The sequence below is a fragment of the Anabaena sp. CCY 9910 genome (genome assembly GCF_963920875.1).
Taxonomy (GTDB): domain Bacteria; phylum Cyanobacteriota; class Cyanobacteriia; order Cyanobacteriales; family Nostocaceae; genus Trichormus; species Trichormus variabilis.
Map to the genome: position 1 here is coordinate 17,285 of NZ_CAWUDJ010000026.1, position 18,869 is coordinate 36,153.

Annotated in this window: 14 protein-coding genes; 8 read left to right on the forward strand and 6 right to left on the reverse strand. The window is 41.4% G+C overall.

Features of this window, described 5'->3' with window-relative positions:
* Nucleotides 1-10 precede the first annotated feature (10 nt).
* Complete coding sequence (locus tag ACM5QX_RS18545) at nucleotides 11-193, forward strand: hypothetical protein (RefSeq protein WP_414754864.1); 183 nt, start codon at nucleotides 11-13, stop codon at nucleotides 191-193.
* On the opposite strand, the gene ACM5QX_RS18550 is transcribed toward ACM5QX_RS18545, so the two are convergent.
* A complete protein-coding gene (locus ACM5QX_RS18550; protein WP_414754865.1) occupies nucleotides 178-1,695 on the reverse strand; it encodes a phenylacetate--CoA ligase family protein in 1,518 nt (505 codons plus the stop codon). The two genes, ACM5QX_RS18545 and ACM5QX_RS18550, sit on opposite strands and share 16 nt — an antisense overlap.
* 276 nt (nucleotides 1,696-1,971) lie before the next feature.
* On the opposite strand from ACM5QX_RS18550, the gene ACM5QX_RS18555 reads away from it, so the two are divergent.
* Nucleotides 1,972-3,663, forward strand: a complete 1,692-nt coding sequence (locus ACM5QX_RS18555; protein WP_414754866.1) for a protein kinase domain-containing protein — start codon at nucleotides 1,972-1,974, stop codon at nucleotides 3,661-3,663.
* Between the two features lie 57 nt (nucleotides 3,664-3,720).
* Nucleotides 3,721-5,856: a protein kinase domain-containing protein gene (locus tag ACM5QX_RS18560; protein WP_414754867.1), complete on the forward strand. Its 2,136-nt coding sequence runs from the start codon at nucleotides 3,721-3,723 to the stop codon at nucleotides 5,854-5,856.
* A gap of 322 nt (nucleotides 5,857-6,178) precedes the next feature.
* On the opposite strand, the gene ACM5QX_RS18565 is transcribed toward ACM5QX_RS18560, so the two are convergent.
* The gene (locus ACM5QX_RS18565; RefSeq protein ID WP_414754868.1) at nucleotides 6,179-7,381 is read right to left on the reverse strand and encodes a DUF4336 domain-containing protein; all 1,203 of its coding nucleotides are present in this window, start codon (nucleotides 7,379-7,381) and stop codon (nucleotides 6,179-6,181) included.
* 294 nt (nucleotides 7,382-7,675) lie between these two features.
* Here ACM5QX_RS18565 and ACM5QX_RS18570 point away from each other — a divergent pair, with 294 nt between their 5' ends.
* Nucleotides 7,676-8,371, forward strand: coding sequence for an ATP-dependent Zn protease (locus tag ACM5QX_RS18570; protein WP_414754869.1), 696 nt, complete (start codon nucleotides 7,676-7,678; stop codon nucleotides 8,369-8,371).
* A 38-nt stretch (nucleotides 8,372-8,409) separates the two neighbouring features.
* On the opposite strand, the gene ACM5QX_RS18575 is transcribed toward ACM5QX_RS18570, so the two are convergent.
* From ACM5QX_RS18575 to ACM5QX_RS18585, 3 genes are all read right to left on the reverse strand, one after another.
* On the reverse strand, nucleotides 8,410-9,171 hold the full coding sequence (locus ACM5QX_RS18575; protein WP_414754870.1) for a hypothetical protein: 762 nt from the start codon (nucleotides 9,169-9,171) through the stop codon (nucleotides 8,410-8,412).
* Between the two features lie 745 nt (nucleotides 9,172-9,916).
* Nucleotides 9,917-10,915, reverse strand: a complete 999-nt coding sequence (locus ACM5QX_RS18580) for a GGDEF domain-containing protein (protein WP_414754871.1) — start codon at nucleotides 10,913-10,915, stop codon at nucleotides 9,917-9,919.
* Between the two features lie 787 nt (nucleotides 10,916-11,702).
* A complete protein-coding gene (locus ACM5QX_RS18585) occupies nucleotides 11,703-11,906 on the reverse strand; it encodes a heavy-metal-associated domain-containing protein (protein WP_414754872.1) in 204 nt (67 codons plus the stop codon).
* A gap of 444 nt (nucleotides 11,907-12,350) precedes the next feature.
* On the opposite strand from ACM5QX_RS18585, the gene alaS reads away from it, so the two are divergent.
* The 4 genes from alaS (at nucleotide 12,351) to ACM5QX_RS18605 (ending at nucleotide 17,433) form a co-directional block, all read left to right on the forward strand.
* Nucleotides 12,351-15,047, forward strand: coding sequence for an alanine--tRNA ligase (gene alaS, locus ACM5QX_RS18590; protein WP_414754873.1), 2,697 nt, complete (start codon nucleotides 12,351-12,353; stop codon nucleotides 15,045-15,047).
* A 128-nt stretch (nucleotides 15,048-15,175) separates the two neighbouring features.
* Nucleotides 15,176-16,294, forward strand: a complete 1,119-nt coding sequence (locus ACM5QX_RS18595) for a hypothetical protein (RefSeq protein ID WP_414754874.1) — start codon at nucleotides 15,176-15,178, stop codon at nucleotides 16,292-16,294.
* 4 nt (nucleotides 16,295-16,298) lie between these two features.
* On the forward strand, nucleotides 16,299-16,664 hold the full coding sequence (locus ACM5QX_RS18600; protein ID WP_414754875.1) for a hypothetical protein: 366 nt from the start codon (nucleotides 16,299-16,301) through the stop codon (nucleotides 16,662-16,664).
* A 7-nt stretch (nucleotides 16,665-16,671) separates the two neighbouring features.
* Entirely contained in the window at nucleotides 16,672-17,433 is a 762-nt protein-coding gene (locus ACM5QX_RS18605; RefSeq protein WP_414754876.1) for a hypothetical protein, read from the forward strand.
* 482 nt (nucleotides 17,434-17,915) lie between these two features.
* On the opposite strand, the gene ACM5QX_RS18610 is transcribed toward ACM5QX_RS18605, so the two are convergent.
* On the reverse strand, nucleotides 17,916-18,782 hold the full coding sequence (locus tag ACM5QX_RS18610) for a D-Ala-D-Ala carboxypeptidase family metallohydrolase (protein WP_224311956.1): 867 nt from the start codon (nucleotides 18,780-18,782) through the stop codon (nucleotides 17,916-17,918).
* Nucleotides 18,783-18,869: the final 87 nt, after the last annotated feature.

Below are 18,869 nucleotides of genomic sequence, written 5' to 3' on the forward strand. Positions count from 1 at the left end.
ACTTGCGTGGGTGGGTTCCCGAATTGAGCAAAGTGTCCGTCGCGCAGAGGCGCGGAGAGTTATACCAATTAGAAAAAAGAATGGGACAAATAAACCATCTGTAGAGACGCGATTTATCGCGTCTTCTTCACCCAAGGATGTATTGCAATCATTAATTGAATTGGTATTAGGAGAGAATTATTGGCGTGTATAGCGATGTTTTACGCCGATGGGGAAATATTCGCGATCGCCCATTGGTGCTAGGGCTATCTGTGGTATTTGGTATTCTGGGGGGACATAGTTGGCAAATTCACCGTTTAAGCGCAATAGTTGGGTGAGAATTGATGTGGCTATGGTTTGGCGTTTGTCTTCGCTATCTTCTACCCCTGGTGCTAGTTCTACAACTACGGATAAAAAGCGGTTTTTGTCAGCGTCTTCTTTTACTTGCAAGACAAATTTACCTGTTACCCATGCTTGAATGACTGGTTGTTCTAAACCGACGGAGATGTTTTCGGGGTAGATATTAGCTCCAAAATAGGAGACTGTAAAGTTTGAGCGTCCAAAGACGTAGACGAAGGGTAGTTGATTAATTCCTCTGGGGGGGTTGGGAGTAGTAGAAGCAAGGGTTTCTAGGGGATTAAAGCCCCAATTTGCGAGGAATTGCAACATAGCATCATAACCGATGATTCCGCCTGTGTCTAAGATGTTGTAGCGGATGAGGGGAACACCGTTGTTACCAGAGAAGAGTAATTGACCGTCTTGGACTTGAAAAAAGCGGCTAACCGGGTCATATTGTACCAGTGTAGGTAAGCGGGATTCACCAAATAAAGCTTTGGCTGCTTCGGGATTTTGGGCTAAAAAGCGGCGAATGCAAATACTTAACGGTGTTTCGTTACCCAACACACCAGCATCGGCTGTACCGTAAAGTGATGCTGAGTCATAACAAGGATTTTGGGAACCCACTCTTTCCCCAACTAAACTGCGCCATTCCTCACTAAATACTTCCCCCGCCATCACCAGTTTAATTTGATAGCGTTGCCACTCCACACCACGGGCAATTCCTGTATCAATCACATCTTTGAGGAATGGTGGATATCCCAACAGCACCACCTGGTCAAAATTACTACCGAGTTCCTGCACTACCCGTAAAATATCTTCTTTATTATTACCCGGTGTAATGACGGTAATGGGGTAGCCTTTACTGGCAAGATAACGACAGCAATTAGTAGTAAACATACCACCCACCCATGTACCTAAAGTGAAACAAATCACTGCTAGGGTGCGTCTGGTGTCAGCAGCAAAGCTATCATGAAAAATCTGCTCAAAGCGTGTAGCGATTTGCAGCTCATCAGTGAAGAAACGAGGCCAGAATGTGGGTTTACCTGTGGAACCAGAGGAAGCAGCTATCATATCGCAACCAGACAAATTGCCGTGGCGACACAAGTCAGCCAGAGGATAACGAGAAATATAATTATCTTTAGCGATCGCAGGTAATCTGCCAAAATCCTCTAAAGTTTGAATAGCAGCAGCATCAATACCTCTCTCTGCTAAAAAAGCCTGGTATGCAGGTACATGAGCGACTACATCACGAAATAAACTTAAAACTGCTGACTCATCAGAGGTTCCGATATGTTCTTTCAGTAAAGATTCTAGGGAAGTAGAAACAAAATCTCCCCAAGCCTCAATCACATCTTTTCTTCTGGATTCTTGATTCATAATGCACCTAACCCCTTCGGGGAATTCAAAATTCAAAATTCGTCTTGAAAAGTTTCCTACGGCGGGAAACCCGCCTACAGAACTTTTCGCAAAATTCAAAAAAAGTCAGTGGTCATTAGAAACATTGCAGTACAACGTCCTTACATAATATTTCCCCTCTACTCTCCCACCTCTTCTGTTCCTCAACTCCCCATTCCCCATCTTTAGAGAATATTCGTAAATGCGACTACAGTTGTTGTAGTAATTTAGAAAAACCCTTACCTATCCTTCAGCATCATGCAGGTTTATTGCAGTAAGCAACACGCAAATAATAGCGGTAATCGTTTTTGTACTCACTGTGGTGAGCCTTTACCGCTTGCTGTGAAGCAAGTTGTAGATAATCGCTATCGCATCATACGTCAATTAGGACAGGGTGGTTTTGGACGCACTTATTTGGCTGAAGATATTAAAAAATCTCATAAAACTTGTGTGCTGAAGGAATTTGCACCCCAAGTAGAACACAAAGAGGATTTACAAAAAGCCAAGGAGTTGTTTGAGCGAGAAGCAAATGTCCTCAAGAAACTCCAGCATTCCCAGATTCCGCGTTTTCACGGTTCCTTACAAGCCAAGATTGGTACTAAAGATTTCTTCTTTTTAGTACAAGATTATGTGGAGGGTGATAATTATCTCCAACTTTTAGAACAGCGTCAAAGTCAGGGGAAAACTTTTACTGAAGAGGAAGTAATTACTTTATTACGGCAAATTTTACCTGTTTTAATTTATATTCACTCTCAAAACACGGTTCACCGCGATATTTCTCCTGATAACTTGATTTTGCGCCGTTCTGATAATTTACCCGTACTCATTGACTTTGGTGGTGTGAAACAATTACCAGCATCTCAGGGTTTCTGGTCTACAAAGTTGGCTGGTAATAATACTTTATTAGGTAAAAAAGGTTACGCACCAGAGGAACAACTACGACAGGGAAAAGTATTTATAAACAGCGATTTATACTCTTTGGCAGTAACCGCTTTAGTCTTACTTACAGGTAAAGAACCACAAAAATTATACGACAGCTATCAGGGTGTTTGGCGTTGGGGGAAAGAAATCAACGCCAGTATTCAACTAGAATCTGTGTTAAAAAGGATGCTTGCTTATAAGCCAGGCGATCGCTATCAAAATGCTGCACAAATCCTCACCGACTTACCCTCACCCTCATCCCTTACCAAGCCGCCAACTACCCATCTCACCAAGATTAAGACGATGGTAGTGTCTCCAGGACGCAAGGTAACAGTTCTTGCTAGTAAACTACACAACAAAACTCAGTCCGTGAGCCAAAAGTTACCTTTACCTGTTTGGCTGCGTCCTTTTGCTGTCAGTTTTGGGGGAACAGCTTTAGTTGTCTTAACAGGTGCAGGCACTTGGGCATTAGTAAATTCCGTAGTTCGTGGCGTATCTTCAATCACTATACCTTCGATTTCCTTACCCGAATTACCATCCTTACCCAATCCACTGGCGCAACCAGTCAGCGACAAAAACAAAACTAGTAGTAGTGAAGTTCTCAGCCGTCGTCAACAGCTAGAAATTCCCGAAACATTTTTTATTCAAATGACAGATAGCTTATTCTACGCTCAAAAGCCAGAATTAAAGGGACGTAGCCTCACATCAAAACCAGAAGATGCACCCCTAAGAGATCAATGGCACGCTGTCGCTGGTGAATTTTTGAATAAAATAGAACAGGCAAACCTCAGTACAGCAGCTCGGCGCAAACTGGGAAGCTATACCCAAAAAGATTATGAAAACTGGAGAAGACAAGCACGTTCTGGACAACTGGGAAATTACACAGCTAGCCAACTAAATAAAGACACAAATGAAAAATTTGATCGGTTGTTTCCTGGTCAGCAGCGTGGGAAACTGAATCAGCAAACTTTCGGTCAAGTTTGGTATGCGATCGCAGCTGATCAAGTAAGTAAAGCACAATCTAAGTAGGGTAATTGATAATTGGTAACTACTGACAACTGACTATGGACTAATGACTAATGACTAATGACTAAATTATATTGTTCAAAAGGACACGAGAATTACCCAGGGACTCGGTTCTGTCTTAAGTGTGGGGAGAAGTTGGTGGATAATTTTTTTACACAGGGAATTCAACCTGGGTTAACTTTAAGCGATCGCTATCTGATTGTACGTCAAGTTGGTCAGGGGGGATTTGGGCGCACTTATTTAGCTGAAGATATTAACCGTTTCCGCGAACTTTGTATTTTAAAAGAATTTTCTCCCCAAGTTCAAACAGCCTACGTCTTACAAAAAGCAGAGGAGTTGTTTCAACGGGAAGCAAAGGTTCTCCATCAGCTACAACATCCCCAAATACCGCGCTTTCGAGAAATATTTCGTGTCAATCTAGCGGGTAAGGAATATCTATTTTTAGTTCAAGATTATGTAGAAGGGGAAACTTATAGCGGGTTATTAAATCACCGCATACAGCAGGGTTTAAGATTCACAGAAGCAGAAATTCGCCAACTGTTGCAGCAAATTCTCCCAGTTTTAGACTACATCCATTCTCTGGGTGTGATTCATCGGGATATATCGCCAGATAATCTCATTCTTCGTAGTGTTGACAGATTACCAGTATTGATTGATTTTGGTGGTGTCAAACAAGTAGTAGCCGTTGTTGCATCTCAATATTATCAACCTGGTGTAGTTGCATCTCCACCAGCCGCTACCCTACTAGGTAAAATAGGATTTGCACCACCAGAACAGATGCAAACTGGAACTGTCTCTCCCCACAGTGATTTATATGCTTTGGCTGTCACGGCAGTAGTTTTACTGACTGGTAAACAACCCCAAGAATTACTTGATACATATAACTTATCTTGGAATTGGCGACGAGAAATTAGCCTTAGTCCAATTTTGGGGCAAGTATTAGATCAAATGCTAGCGGCTAGACCAAGCGATCGCTATCAGTCAGCCCAGCAAGTATTACACGCGCTCAACCCAGCACCAATCAATTATCCCCCCACTCAACCCCCCATCCCAACACCCCTTCCCACACCACCGCCTGTTCCTACACCTCCTACACCCGATACAATTGCGGTCGCACCCTCCGTCCCTCCTCCCGCCATTTCCCCCGCACCTCAAAGAAAAAACTGGTTGATACCAACCGCCGCATTCTTATTAGTCGGTGCGGCTGGCCTAGTTTGGTTAGGGATGAGTAACAGCGATCGCCATTCCATCTCCGTTGAACCCACTCCCACACCCACAGAGACACAACCCACCAACCCCCTAGATAAATACTCTCCCGCAGAACGGCAACGCAAACAAAGATTGAACGATCGCCGTCAACAGTTGGGTATAGATTTTAACTTTTACATTAATGTAGTCAATCAAATTTTCTGGGACAGAAACCCTAGTGAACGGGGACGCACCCTCAGCGATGGGGCAGAAGATGAGAATTTACGGGCAGAATGGGATGCAGTCGCCGCCGAATTGTTAGATAAACTCAAACCCCTGAGTAATCGGGCTAGACGACAACTAGGTACTTATACTGCCGCAGAACGCGATCGCTGGAAAGTAGAAGTCAATCAAATCAACGTTGGTAGCCGTTCTTTATATGATTTAGGTGATGCAGCCTTCTTCAGAGCATTTCCTGAACAGAAGGGTAAAAACTTTATCGAACAACCAATTGGACAAGTTTGGCAAGCCTTTGTCAGTGATAAACTGAGTGCGATCGTTGCTGGTACCGTCTTTCAAAAGATTGTCTTTGATCCAGGCGCTACAAGTAAAACAGTCAGTGGCACTCTCCAGCCTGCTGGCGGTAAAGTTTTTATTGCTGACTTAGCTCAAAACCAATCTCTAGAATTGCAGCTACAAGCCAACCCCAAAGTTTTATTATCTGTATATTCCCCCTCAGGAAAAACCATATTTTTAGAAGATTCTGAAAAACGCAGTTTATCAACTGAACTCCCAGAATCGGGATTTTATGAGTTCGTTGTCGTATCTACTGCATCCACATCCGCAGATTATCAACTCACTCTCACAGTAGAAAATCCCACCCCACCACCAGAACCAACGCCAACCCCCAGCGAAACTCCCAGCGAACCCCCCAGCGAAACCCCTACACCAACCCCAAGTGAATCGCCCATAGAAGACCCCACACCCACATCAAACACAAAACGGTAACTTTCCTGCCCTGCTTATATAGCTGTCGCCAGTGGTGTTAGGACATCAATAGATGATACTAGGAATTACGCACTGAACCAAAAAACCCTTCTAAGGGTGGTCAATAGTCAATAGTCCACAGTCCAAAAAACTTAATTTTGACTATTGTACGGGCGGGTTTAACTGACATATTTGTTTACCCCATGAATTTCTCAATAAACCCGCCCCTACGGACTATTGACAAAAAAGCCAGAAAATTAATAACACTGCGTAAGCCCCAGATACAACCTAGACATAAAAGGACTTTTCACCCAGTCCCCATTCCCCAGTCCCCAGTCCCCATCTATACTTTCTCTCTCGGTGGTGTAGCAATGCCTTGTTTCAATAAATTTGCTTCCAGTTCTTTGATGAATCGCAAATCTTCTACTAACAAAGCCTGATTGTCGCTATCAACAGAGTTATTTTCTAGGAAAGTGAAGGCTTGGCGAAATTGTTCAGGACTGGCGATAAATGGTGAGTCAAAGTGACAGGAAATAATCTGTTGAAAATTCCACTGTGCTACTGTATCAGCCCAGTTGAGGACTTTTTTTGGGGCTTGGGGCAGAATCAGCACTTGTAAAATCGGGGCGACAAAAGGCCGTCCGTTGGCAGATAAGGCTGTAAAGGACTGTTGCCAATTTTCTTGCCAGCGAAAGGGGAAAAAACCGAAGTATGCTTTGGCGGAATGATCTGGTGCTTTGAGTGCATCGCGCCACATCTGCCACCATTCAGTTAATCCCAGGGCGCTAGGGCGAAAGTAAATAGCAAACAGGGCAATACGCTGCCATCCTTGGCGACGGTTAGCTGGGTTATCTTCCATGACTTGCCCTGCGTTATCCCTGGCGTGAAATAGCAAGGGGTAGGGTTCTAATTCCACGATCGCGGGTGGTGCTGCTGGCACGGACAGAACAGCATCGGTAACAAGTAAGGTATGCGATCGCCTATGGAAAAATGCCACCTCCACAAAAGAACCTCGTCCCAGATTAATATCCAGTACTGCATAATCAAACTCATCTGCAAAAGGCGCTTGACTAGGGTCTTCTGGTAGTACTTGAGTCCGGTTTTGAGGAAAACCCAGCCAACTCAGTGGTAAATTAAATGGGAAACTCCACTGATAGGGGGCAACAAATACCTGTGCTTGGGGAAACTTGCGCGCAAAGGGGCCGACAAATATTTTATGCTCCAGACCAGAACTAGTAGGTAGAATTATGTACTTAACTTCACCATGCTGGGCGACTAACTCATTAACTAATCGGACACATTCCTTAGTGGGGGCGACTGGTGCATAAATTAGCAAACCGCCTGCATTTAGCTTAATGACAGTCATCCTAATCGGCACTACGGTGTAGAGAATGCCTTGGACTTGGTCAAATGTCCAAATGGCATCTTTCACTACTTCCCGGCAAAGTGTACGCCTTCTACCGTAGGGATAAAGCGGTAAAGCAGGCCAGAAATGCCATGACCAATCTTGAGGATTATTGTTGTGGGACTGTACTTGTGGATTCATCTTTTAGTCAGTGGTCAGTGGTCAGTGGTCAGTTGTCAGTTGTCAGTTGTCAGTTGTCAGTTGTCAGTTGTCAATAGTCAATAGTCAATAGTCAGTTGTCAATTTTCTTCCTCCTACCCCCCCAGTCCCCAATCCCCAGTCCCCAATTCCCAATCCCCAGTCCCCAATCCCCAGTCCCCAATCCCCAGTCCCCAATCCCCAGTCCCCAGTCCCCAGTCCCCAGTCTCCAGTCTCTCTTATGGGACGTTGATCCATATAATGAAGAAAAGTTAATTTGTACTTACAAAAGTAAACATGAGTCAAACTGCTTTAAATCTAGTTGCAATCTCTGTTTTTCTCATGACGATGTCGGCTTTATTGGGGCCGTTAATTAACTTGTCACCGGCAGTCCCCGCGATCGCTACCTTCACAATTTTAGGTATAGCAACTTTTGATAGTTTTAGCTTGCAAGGCAAAGGCGGAACTATCCTTTTAGATTGGATTGCGGGGTTTTCACCACAACACCGCGATCGCATTATTCACCACGAAGCTGGACACTTTTTAGTGGCATACCTCTTGGGTGTTCCTGTTACAGGTTATACTCTCAGCGCGTGGGAAGCATGGAGGCAAGGGCAACCTGGCCAAGGCGGTGTTACCTTTGATGATGTTGAATTAGTGTCTCAAGTAGAACAAGGTAAAATCAGTAAACAGGCATTGGAACGCTACTGTACTATTTGTATGGCAGGAATCGCTGCGGAAACTTTGGTTTTTGAGCGCGCTGAAGGTGGAACTGATGATAAAAGCAAATTAGCAACTATCTTTAAAGTTTTGGGTTTTTCTGAGTCAGTTTGTCAGCAGAAACAACGGTTTCATGTCCTCCAAGCTAAAACTTTACTACAAAATAACTGGGCGAGTTACCAAGCTTTAGTCCAAGCTATACGTCAAAAATCAACGATCGCCGATTGTCAAACAGCGATCGCTAATGCTCCCGTGGAAGCAGAAAGAAGCTAGTGAGCAAATATACTTAATTGTTGGCAGTAAAATTGCAGTTACCCATCATTGCGTATAGAGTAATTAGTTTCCTGTGTATTTACTATGTGCATTCTTTCCTGCTCAATCCCAATAGAACTTTTCAACTGCTGATAAGAACAATCCATGAAATAGCTGAACCAAGTTACAATCCCCAAGAATTTTAAACCTTCTTCAATTGTGTAATGTAAGAACATACTTTCTGGTGTAGCGATATCAACGATAGTGGAAATTGCAAAGAATGAAAGAGCTAAAAGTAAAATATTGTAATTAGTTATTTTAAAAATAGATTTAAATCGATATAAATACATACCAATTAAAATCATATAAATAATAAAAAATACTGTCTCAAAGAAATTTTGAACTCTTCTAGGATTTTCCCAAGCCTTCAAATCTACAAAGGGATGGAAATAATATTCGTGAATCTGAAATAAGTCATCAAGAAGGATAAACAGAGTCAGAAATCCGGAGAATAAGAGGAAATTCGACCATTTTTTTGACCTCACAAGCTTATTTTTACTTAAAAAGCTAGCAGTAAATATAGAAATTGCTGCCGATGCACACCAGAAAAGTATGCCTAACATAGAAATCATGCCAGCGTAAGGAGGTAGCTTGCCGATTTCGTTGGGATCTGCAACCAATGTATAAAAGGGAATGCCATTTAGCTTAAATATAATCTGCATTAAGAGAAGAAAAACAGTCGCAGGTAAAACTACTGTGACTATCAGCGATCGCATATTTTTAAATAATCCTAAATTTGCCATATCCCCTTGTTTTGCCATCAAAAAATTACTCCTTTTGATAGATACAAATTCAATAGTGGCTGTTGACAGTTAACAGTCAACAAACCATGCAAGTAATGATGTAATGTAAAAGCGTCATAGCTTATGTAAAAACCGATCACACAAAGGTGTCAAAGCAGATCCAAAAACATCTGACAACTGAAAGGCGATCGCGTAATAAACTATTTTTTTAAGATTTGTTTACCTAGAGCATGGAAAATCATGGAGCTACAATATTTAGGTTAACTCCAGATTAACCAATGAATAATAAAATTTTAAAATAAAACGTTAAAAATTCTACTGAATGCTTTTATTTTGTCAGTGGAGTTAATCACATGAGAAAAAATCAGGGTTTTGAACATTTACGCATCTACATCCCAAAACCCTGACACCGAAGTCAATTTCAGAGTCTACTAGCTGAGGAAATACACAAATGAATTGTTAGGACTTACATCTGTTTTAGATAAATCTTTTAGACTCTTATATACGTGAGCTGTTACTGCTTTAACAAAAACAGTTACATACTCATTTATACGCTTACTAATTTATATGGGTATTAACAAGATTAAGCAAATAACAAGCACTATTTGTTGACGTAGATATCCAACTAATTTACGGTACAGTTCACATACCATCAGCGCGTTTTGTAAGCGTAGTGGCAGTCAGAACACAGCTAAGTGTAATTCGATATGGACTAACGAAATACTATACTTAGCAATAAATTTGTTAGCAAAGAAAAACACCATCAAGAAACAGCTTTTAGGGATGACAATTTAGATAATTGATGCTCCCCGATAACTTGGTTACGTCCAGATGCTTTAGCTGCGAGTAGGCATTGATCGGCGCGATCTAACAGGCTATTTCCCTGTTCATCATCATCTGTTTCCAGACAAGCCACACCCAAGCTAATAGTGACACTAATCATGAGTTTACTATTGATACTAAACTGCTGTTCACCTACTATCCGATTGAGGCGTTCCGCCACGATCATTGCTTCTTCACCGGTGGTATTAGCCAGAATGACAACAAACTCCTCACCACCATAACGGAACGCGGTATCTTGAGAGCGTAAATTATGGCGTAGCCGAGTACATAACAACTGCAACAGGCGATCGCCAATTAAGTGTCCATACTGATCATTGACTTTCTTAAAATAATCCACATCTAGAATCACCAAACTCAAAGGAAGATTTTGATTACGAGCTTTGGTAATTTGTCTGGGTAAATCCCATTCCAAGGCGCGGCGATTGTTCAATTCTGTCAAAGAATCAGCTAAAGCGATCGCTGATAAGATATGGTTTTTCTGGAGCAAATCGCGGTACTTCTGCGCCTTACGCAAACCAACTGTTAATTGACCTAATATCAGATTGTGAGTTGCCGTTACTTCCGTCGGCAGTTGCCAAATATAAGCATCTGCACCTTGGTGAAGTGCTGTGGCAGTCATCTCAAACTCCCATTCCCAGCCGTTTTGACTTCGCTGTGCTAGTTGTTGAGGACGATCTTCCACGAGAATACAGTGTATACACGATAGCTGAGTTTGTTCTTTCAACCAGCTGCACAATTCTACACTACCCTTGAGGCTTGCCTGCACAAATATGACATCAGGTGACGCAGTTTGGATCTGCGATGCGGCCTGATGAAAATCCGTAATCACTACTAACTTATCAGTAGCTCTCTTATGGATCTGATCGGGAAGTTTTGTGAGAAAGTCATAACTTCCAAAGACCAGAATTGTCATAGTCATGGCTGTATTTTTTGCCTTTTTTCTAGCTAAGAATTACTGATATTCTGCCGATTCATGAATATATTGTCTCTGGAAACAAGAGACCTTTACATATACTGATATAGTCTTAACTCTAAATATAATATTACCTAGTAATTTTAATGTCATCTTAATACATTACTTAAGATAGATGAAAATCATATAAAGATAGACTATTGTTGCTTATCTCTAGTTTTTATATTTTATTTTTTAAACAGTGAAAATACTGAAAATTTTATATTATAGCCACATAATCACTGTATTTACTCAGGTATTTAGAGCTTAAAAATATTAACTGGATCATGGTTTTTAAATTATTTGTTTAGGATATGGGATTTTTTTTATAGTTCATCAATCAATAATTATAAATATTTTATATTTCCAGAAAATAAGTATAGATAACTACTCAAAATGACTGTACTTTATGCTAATTACCGGATTTTTCTGTGTGATTATACTTAATTAATGGGTCTTATTGAGGTATTTACTCAAATATATATCACTTGGCTATATAAGTGTATCTACTCTGTAACGAAATATTTTTTGAGAATGATTTGTGAAATAGCTCTTGAAAGAGGACTATTTTCCGTAGAATTTAGCAGTTATTAATAATATCCTTTGCAAGGGAACACAAAACATTAAATCTTACTTTTACTCAATCCTAATATTAAGGGGTTATTTGCCATTACAATCAATAGATACAAACATGAAAACAAGCACTACCTAAATGCAGTGATATCAACTTTATATCTTGGTAAGAATATGATAATTATTGATAACCCTCTATCCTATAACCAGTAGCCACAATTACTTGTTTAATAGACTCCTCAGAAGCCTTAGAGTCTACAGTGACTGTTTTATCCTGAACATCTACCTTTACTAGAGCATCTGGTTCCATCACATGAATAGACTCAGTAATTTTAACTGCACAACTATCACAGGCAATATCAGGAACTTTAAGTTTTAGAGACATGACTGACCTCGGTACGTACTTTGAATTCAACTTATCTAAGTGAATTGTCAATATTCATCTGACTAAAGATATAGGATTCATACTGGATTTCTGAAATATATGTAGGGTGGGCATTGCCCATTAAAACCTTGAGAGGGTGGGCATTGCCTAAAAATAGGTAGTTGAGGAAATACATACATAGAAATACAGGAAAATTGCGGAGGTGAGTCTACCTACAAAGGCCACTGGCAGCAAAAGCAAACAAAATGCAAAAATATATAAAGCTACTTATGAAAATACACTTAGTAGACCCAAGTCCCAAGGCTGCTGACTCTTAACATAGTTGTCCTACCTTGAGGCATACTTTTTATGTATTGGGAACTGGGATAAAAGAATTAGTACTAATACCTAATCCCCAATCCCCAATCCCTAGTCCCCCATTAAACTACTTTTTCCTTTCCTCCCATGTCTTCAAACCCGCAGCACCTGAGTGGTAACGAAATTCGCACCCGATTCCTCGACTTCTATGCCCAAAGGGGACACCAAATTTTGGCTAGTGCTTCCCTTGTGCCGGAAGATCCAACCGTGCTGCTGACGATCGCGGGGATGCTACCATTTAAGCCAATCTTCCTGGGGCAGCGCACACCAGAATTTAAACGGGCGACAACTTCGCAAAAGTGCATCCGTACTAACGACATCGAGAATGTGGGACGCACCAAACGACATCAAACCTTCTTTGAAATGCTGGGTAACTTCAGCTTTGGTGACTATTTTAAAGAACAAGCGATCGCCTGGGGTTGGGAAATCTCCACAGAAGTTTTTGGCTTACCCAAGGAACGCCTAGTAGTCAGCGTTTTTGAGGAAGATGACGAAGCCTACGCAATTTGGCGCGATCAAATTGGTGTACCAGAAGCCAGAATCAAGCGTATGGGTGCAGATGATAACTTTTGGGTATCTGGCCCCACTGGCCCCTGCGGCCCTTGTTCCGAAATTTATTACGACTTCCACCCGGAACGGGGCGATGACAATATAGATTTAGAAGACGATACCCGATTCATTGAGTTTTATAACTTGGTATTCATGCAATACAACCGGGATGCGTCGGGTAATTTAACACCACTACAAAACAAAAACATCGATACTGGGATGGGTTTGGAAAGAATCACCCAAATCCTCCAACAAGTACCAAATAATTACGAAACAGACCTAATTTTCCCGATTATCGAGACAGCAGCCAAAATCGCCGGCATTGAATACCACAGCAGCGATGAGAATACCAAAGTTTCTCTCAAGGTAATTGGGGATCATGTCCGTTCCGTTGTCCACATGATTGCAGATGAAATCCGCGCTTCCAATGTGGGACGGGGTTATGTGTTGCGGCGATTAATTCGGCGGGTGGTGCGTCATGGACGATTGATTGGGATTAGCGGGGAGTTTATTAACCAAGTAGCGGAAACGGCGATCGCTCTTTCCGAATCAGCATACCCCAACGTCCGCAAACGGGAAACCACCATCAAAGCAGAACTGCAACGGGAAGAAGCAAATTTCCTCAAAACCTTGGATAGGGGTGAAAAGCTACTTCAAGAAGTTATAGAAGAAGTCTTCTATTCATTAGAACATGATCCATTATACCCTTATGCCCCACATCCAATAATTTCCGGATTAGATGCCTTTACGCTCTATGATACCTATGGTTTCCCCTTAGAACTCACACAGGAAATTGCAGGTGAGAAAGGAGTGGGAGTTGATGTTGAGGGATTCAATGCTGAAATGCAAAAACAGAGAATCCGTGCGAAGGAAGCACATGAAACTATTGATTTAACTGTACAAGGTTCTCTAGATAAACTTGCAGAACATATCCAAGCTACCGAGTTTTTAGGATATACGCAACCGACAACAACAGCAAAGATAGTAGCTTTGTTTGTAAATGGTATTTATCAAGAAGAGGTATCAGCAAATGAATTAGCTGTTATGGAAGCAATGACAACTGTACAGATTGTCCTTGATAAAACCCCATTCTATGCAGAATCCGGGGGACAAATAGGCGATCGCGGTTATATCTCCGGTGATGGGATCGTTGTTCAGGTGGAAGATGTCAAAAAAGAATCTGATTTCTTCGTGCATTTCGGGCGCATTCAACGGGGAACTCTGCGCGTAGGCGATAACGTCACAGCCCAAATTGACCGCGCTGGTCGTCGTCGCGCCCAAGCTAACCATACCGCAACCCATCTATTACAAGCAGCCTTAAAGACCATCGTTGATAATGGCATATCGCAAGCCGGTTCTCTCGTCTCTTTTGACAGATTGCGCTTTGACTTCAACTCTCCCCGTGGTTTGACAGCCGAGGAAATCCAACAAGTTGAAGAACAAATCAACACCTGGATTGCTGAAGCCCACTCCGCCAAAATTGAAGTACTACCCCTAGCTGAGGCAAAAGCCAGAGGGGCGGTAGCCATGTTTGGGGAAAAATACGGTGATGAAGTCCGAGTCATAGATTTCCCTGGCGTATCTATGGAACTATGCGGTGGTACGCACGTAAGTAATACCGCAGAGATTGGCGTATTTAAGATTATTTCTGAAGCTGGTGTTGCTTCTGGAGTGCGGCGGATTGAAGCTGTTTCCGGCCTGGCTGTGTTGGATTACTTGAATGTGCGGGATAAAGTAGTCAAAGATTTAAGCGATCGCTTTAAAGTCAAACCTGAAGAACTACCAGAGAGAATCACCACTCTGCAAAATGAACTGAGAACCACCGAAAAACAACTAGAAACCCTCAAAGGACAACTAGCGATCGCCAAATCTGACAGCCTACTACAAACAGCAGAAACCTTCGGCGACCATAAAATCATAGTTGCCCAATTGGAAGGCGTAGACCCCGAATCCTTGAAAAGTGCAGCCGAACGCCTACTGCAAAAAATCGGTAACGGCGCAGTGGTGTTGGGTTCCGTTCCCGAAGCGGACAAAGTTAGCTTAGTTGCAGCCTTCAGCCCAGAAGTTAACAAGAAAGGATTACAGGCAGGTAAATTTATTGGGGCGATCGCCAAAATTTGCGGCGGCGGCGGCGGCGGTAGACCAAACCTCGCCCAAGCCGGTGGACGCGATGCCAGTAAATTACCAGCAGCCTTAGAACAAGCCCAGAGTGATTTAAATTCTGCGTTGAGTTAGCGGTGTTTTTTGAGGGGTGGGTATTTTACCTGCCCTATTATTAGTTGCTTAAGCGTAGATACTTTTTGCTATGCTCTTTTTTTAATAACCTTTCAAGTGCATCGACACAACACTTCGAGCAATAGTTTATGAGTATTAACGCTTTTGTTGATCACGGTTTTTCTCCAGGTAAGGAGTTCTGTGAGCAATTTCTATCTAGTAATGAGTTTACTGTTGAAACCCTCCGACTTATTTCATCTGGGACAGGTCGGCTTAAAAAAGCTGAATTAGTAGAACATATAGCCAATGCACTTGAAAAAGGTAAGCTGACTTCAGATGAAATATTACTTGCATATGTGAAACAGTCAAGAACATGGTTGAGTTTGAAACAAGGTACTTGTGCTGTTATACCCAACTTAAATGCTCCTGCATCTTTTTTAAAAGAATTTGGTCAAGATGGTTGGTATGGTCCGATTCATGAATCAAATCAACCTGAGAAAAAGTGGTATATCAGAACTCATAAAATAGTCGATTATGTTCGTCGAGGACAAGGAATAGCTAGCGAACTAGATGAACGCTACATTCGTTGGTCTGTCATTGCTGAGATAGCACAAGATTATGTAGCTTTGTCGTGGAACGGATTTACCTGTAGTCCAACACTAAATGAACGTATAGAACCTTCTCAATTTCCTTTCTGGCATCATATCCCCGTATTTTTTGATGAATTAGCTAACCATTGCCAAGCACAATGGCAGCATCCCAATCTCCATAAGCTTGTTTTACATGATTGGTGGGACAAATATCTTAATCGTTTTCCCTATAAGTGGCGACACTTACGTATTAGAGCAGAAGCATCAGGACTTGCTATCAATGCCCATAGCGCAGGTGTTCAAGATATTGACGTTCAAGGATTACAAGCTCTATCAGAAAAATTAGCTAACTCAGTTTTAGATAAACTGGGTTTAGTCGGTGATCCCGAAAAAATTAGTGATGCCGAAGATGCAATTTTACTAACTTTGATTAAAGAATGGGGTACTAAATCTTATGAGTTTAAACTGGATGAGGAATTACCTGCCACTGAAATAGAAACAAACAAGTTAAAAAAAGCTCAACTGAAGCATCTCATTAAAGCACACTGCTATTTTGGGCTAAAACCTAACTCTTCAACCCAAGATTCTCTTCAACACCTCAAGTGCCATTCAGAGTACTATGGTGGTAGTACCTCTGTTCTTGAGTTTTTATTGAGAGAACTTGGACTTCAAGGCTAAGACGATGGCTAGCTTAATCTACAAACAGCGTTTGGGCTTTTTGTCTGACCACCACAAGGCAAAACTAAGCAAGCATTTCATGACGGCATCCACAAGAACAATGCCGCATCAGCTTGCTGTATTTTTGGGTATAGAATACTCTGATGCTATTGCAATCTTGGCAGTTCTTGAATCAGAAGGATTATGTGAAATGAAACTGCTCATATACCATAATTGCGAACCAGATGTTCCTATAGATGCAATTCCTTACGGTGTGGGATTTCCTGATTTGCCTTGGACTTGTCCTAATTGTGAAAGCATTGTCGAAAATTATGATGAGTTATCGTTTGATCTAATGGCGATATCTAAACAACCAATTGAATTTGTTTGATCGATTCATGGAAAGTAACGATGAACTTGTTGACGGCATGATTAAGGCAATGGAACGGCTCAAGTCAGAAGATCCAGCATTAAACAAATTAGCTTCTTACTTATATAAAGTAGATGATAAACTTTGTGCCTGTTTAGATAAACTCAGAGAATATACAGAATTAGAAAAACCCACACACACACAAACACAGGAGGCGGGTAAACTACTAGAACAAATTGTACTTTTACTGTTTAAAGGACTGGAAGGTGTACAAAGTATTAAAAGTTTTCAATCTGCTGGACCTCAATATGATTTGTTGGTGAGTGGAGATGATATTGGCTGGAAAGTCGTATGTAAAACTTTATATCTTGAATGGGAAAATAGAGATATTGTCATTGAGGCAAAAGCGACCAAATCCCCCCTACAAGACAAGCAGTTTGCTCGATTATGTAGCATAATGGAAGACAATTTGAGAGGTGTGGGTCTAGGAATTTTTGTTACATTAAATGGAGCAACAGGCTTTCCTAGACGAGATAGCACAAGACAAAGAGCTATTAGCGATTGTAGACTTCGCCAAATAGTTTTTCATGCGAGAACAAATAAAATTATAGTTGTTCTAGATAAGGAAGACCTATTTCAATTAACAAAAAATGGAACATTAATTGAAGCATTAACCAGGAAAATTAGAGATTTATCAGAATTAAGTGGTCTTCCTACTACTCCTGCTGAACAATTTCAAGAAATAGATTTACCCGCGCATTTGAAAATCTTGTATGATTCCGATCACTAGGATTTCTTTAAGCTAAACATAAACTTAATACAATTTATCTTTTATTTAATTCCGAAATTGCTTCATTCAATAAAATAACTAGAGTAAATTTATAACAATAACATACCCCCGGTAGTAAATCTTCTAGTTTAATCTCCGCTAAATTCTGGAAAATTACTTGACCATTCTCGCTACTGGCTACCAAAATATGACTGTCAGGACTGAAGGTGAAACTACCCACTTAGCCAAAATCGAAGTATTACCCTTAGCTGAAGGAAAGCTAGAAGTGCGGTAGCGATGTTTAGAAAAAAATACGGTGATGAAGTCCGAGTAATAGATTTCCCTAGCGTATCTTTGGTTTTAGTTTAGCGCCTTATTTTGTTTGTTAAGGTGCGATATTTTTAACCCCTTCCCGTGTTGGAAAGGGGTTAGGTTTTATGTATCTTACCTTTACTTAGTGCGATCGCACTTACTCAGAGGCTATCCTTTGACAATGGAATTGATTAAGGATAATCAAAAACCACACGACCGCCTGGCCGCCAGTCGCAGTGGATGAAACCTCGGTGCATACCTCTACCTAGTCCTGTACAGTCAGAAGCACGGCAAATTTGTAAGAGTTTGCCAAAATTACCATCTACAGGAGCAATATCCAAAGCTAGACCGTTAATATGCTGGGAAAAACGAGCGCCACCTATGCGACGATTCACAGCAGGTGTACGATAGGCAGAATTAATGGAAATTGGGCTGTCGTATTTATCTCGAATTTTGCCAAAGCCTCTGGCTGCTTTGATAATATTATTAATAACTGCTTTTGATTCTGGATTTCTTTCTGGGTCACATCCCTTAGTAATTTCGCCCCAAGTTAAGGGAATACCCGCCACCACCAACTCATTTTCGTATACTGTTTCTCCAGTCACTAACCTTAAAGAACGTCCAGTTTTAGTTCCTAATGTTGATGTCGGTAAAGGTGTGAGTGTGCGAGTTTGTTCTTCATTGGTTTGATGCTCTTCTGCAATCTCTAGTAATGCAGCAGCAGTAGTCGGTCCCAATAAATCAGGGGAATCGAGCCAAACACTCTCTTTAAATTCTGCAAATGCTTTTTGGGTGAGATTACCAGCAACGCCGTCAACACCACCTTTATAAAGTCCCTTCTTATTCAGTAGGGTTTGAATTTCTTTGATAATATCGGTATCAGCTTCGCTAAGCTTAAGAGTACCATTACTGGCTTGAAATTTTTCTAAGCTAGAAAATTCTACGGTAGATTCTGCCATGAATACATCTCCTTGGGTAATGAATTGAAGCATTACTGCTTCAGCGTTTCTATCTGGCTGCTTAATGTGGTGATAAAGAACTACAATTCCCTTGGTCAAATTTCCAATAAGACAAGATTACTCATTGGAAAAAGTAATACAAAGCTATGCCGACGGGTACAGCAGCGCTTAGGGCTGTAGTGGGAG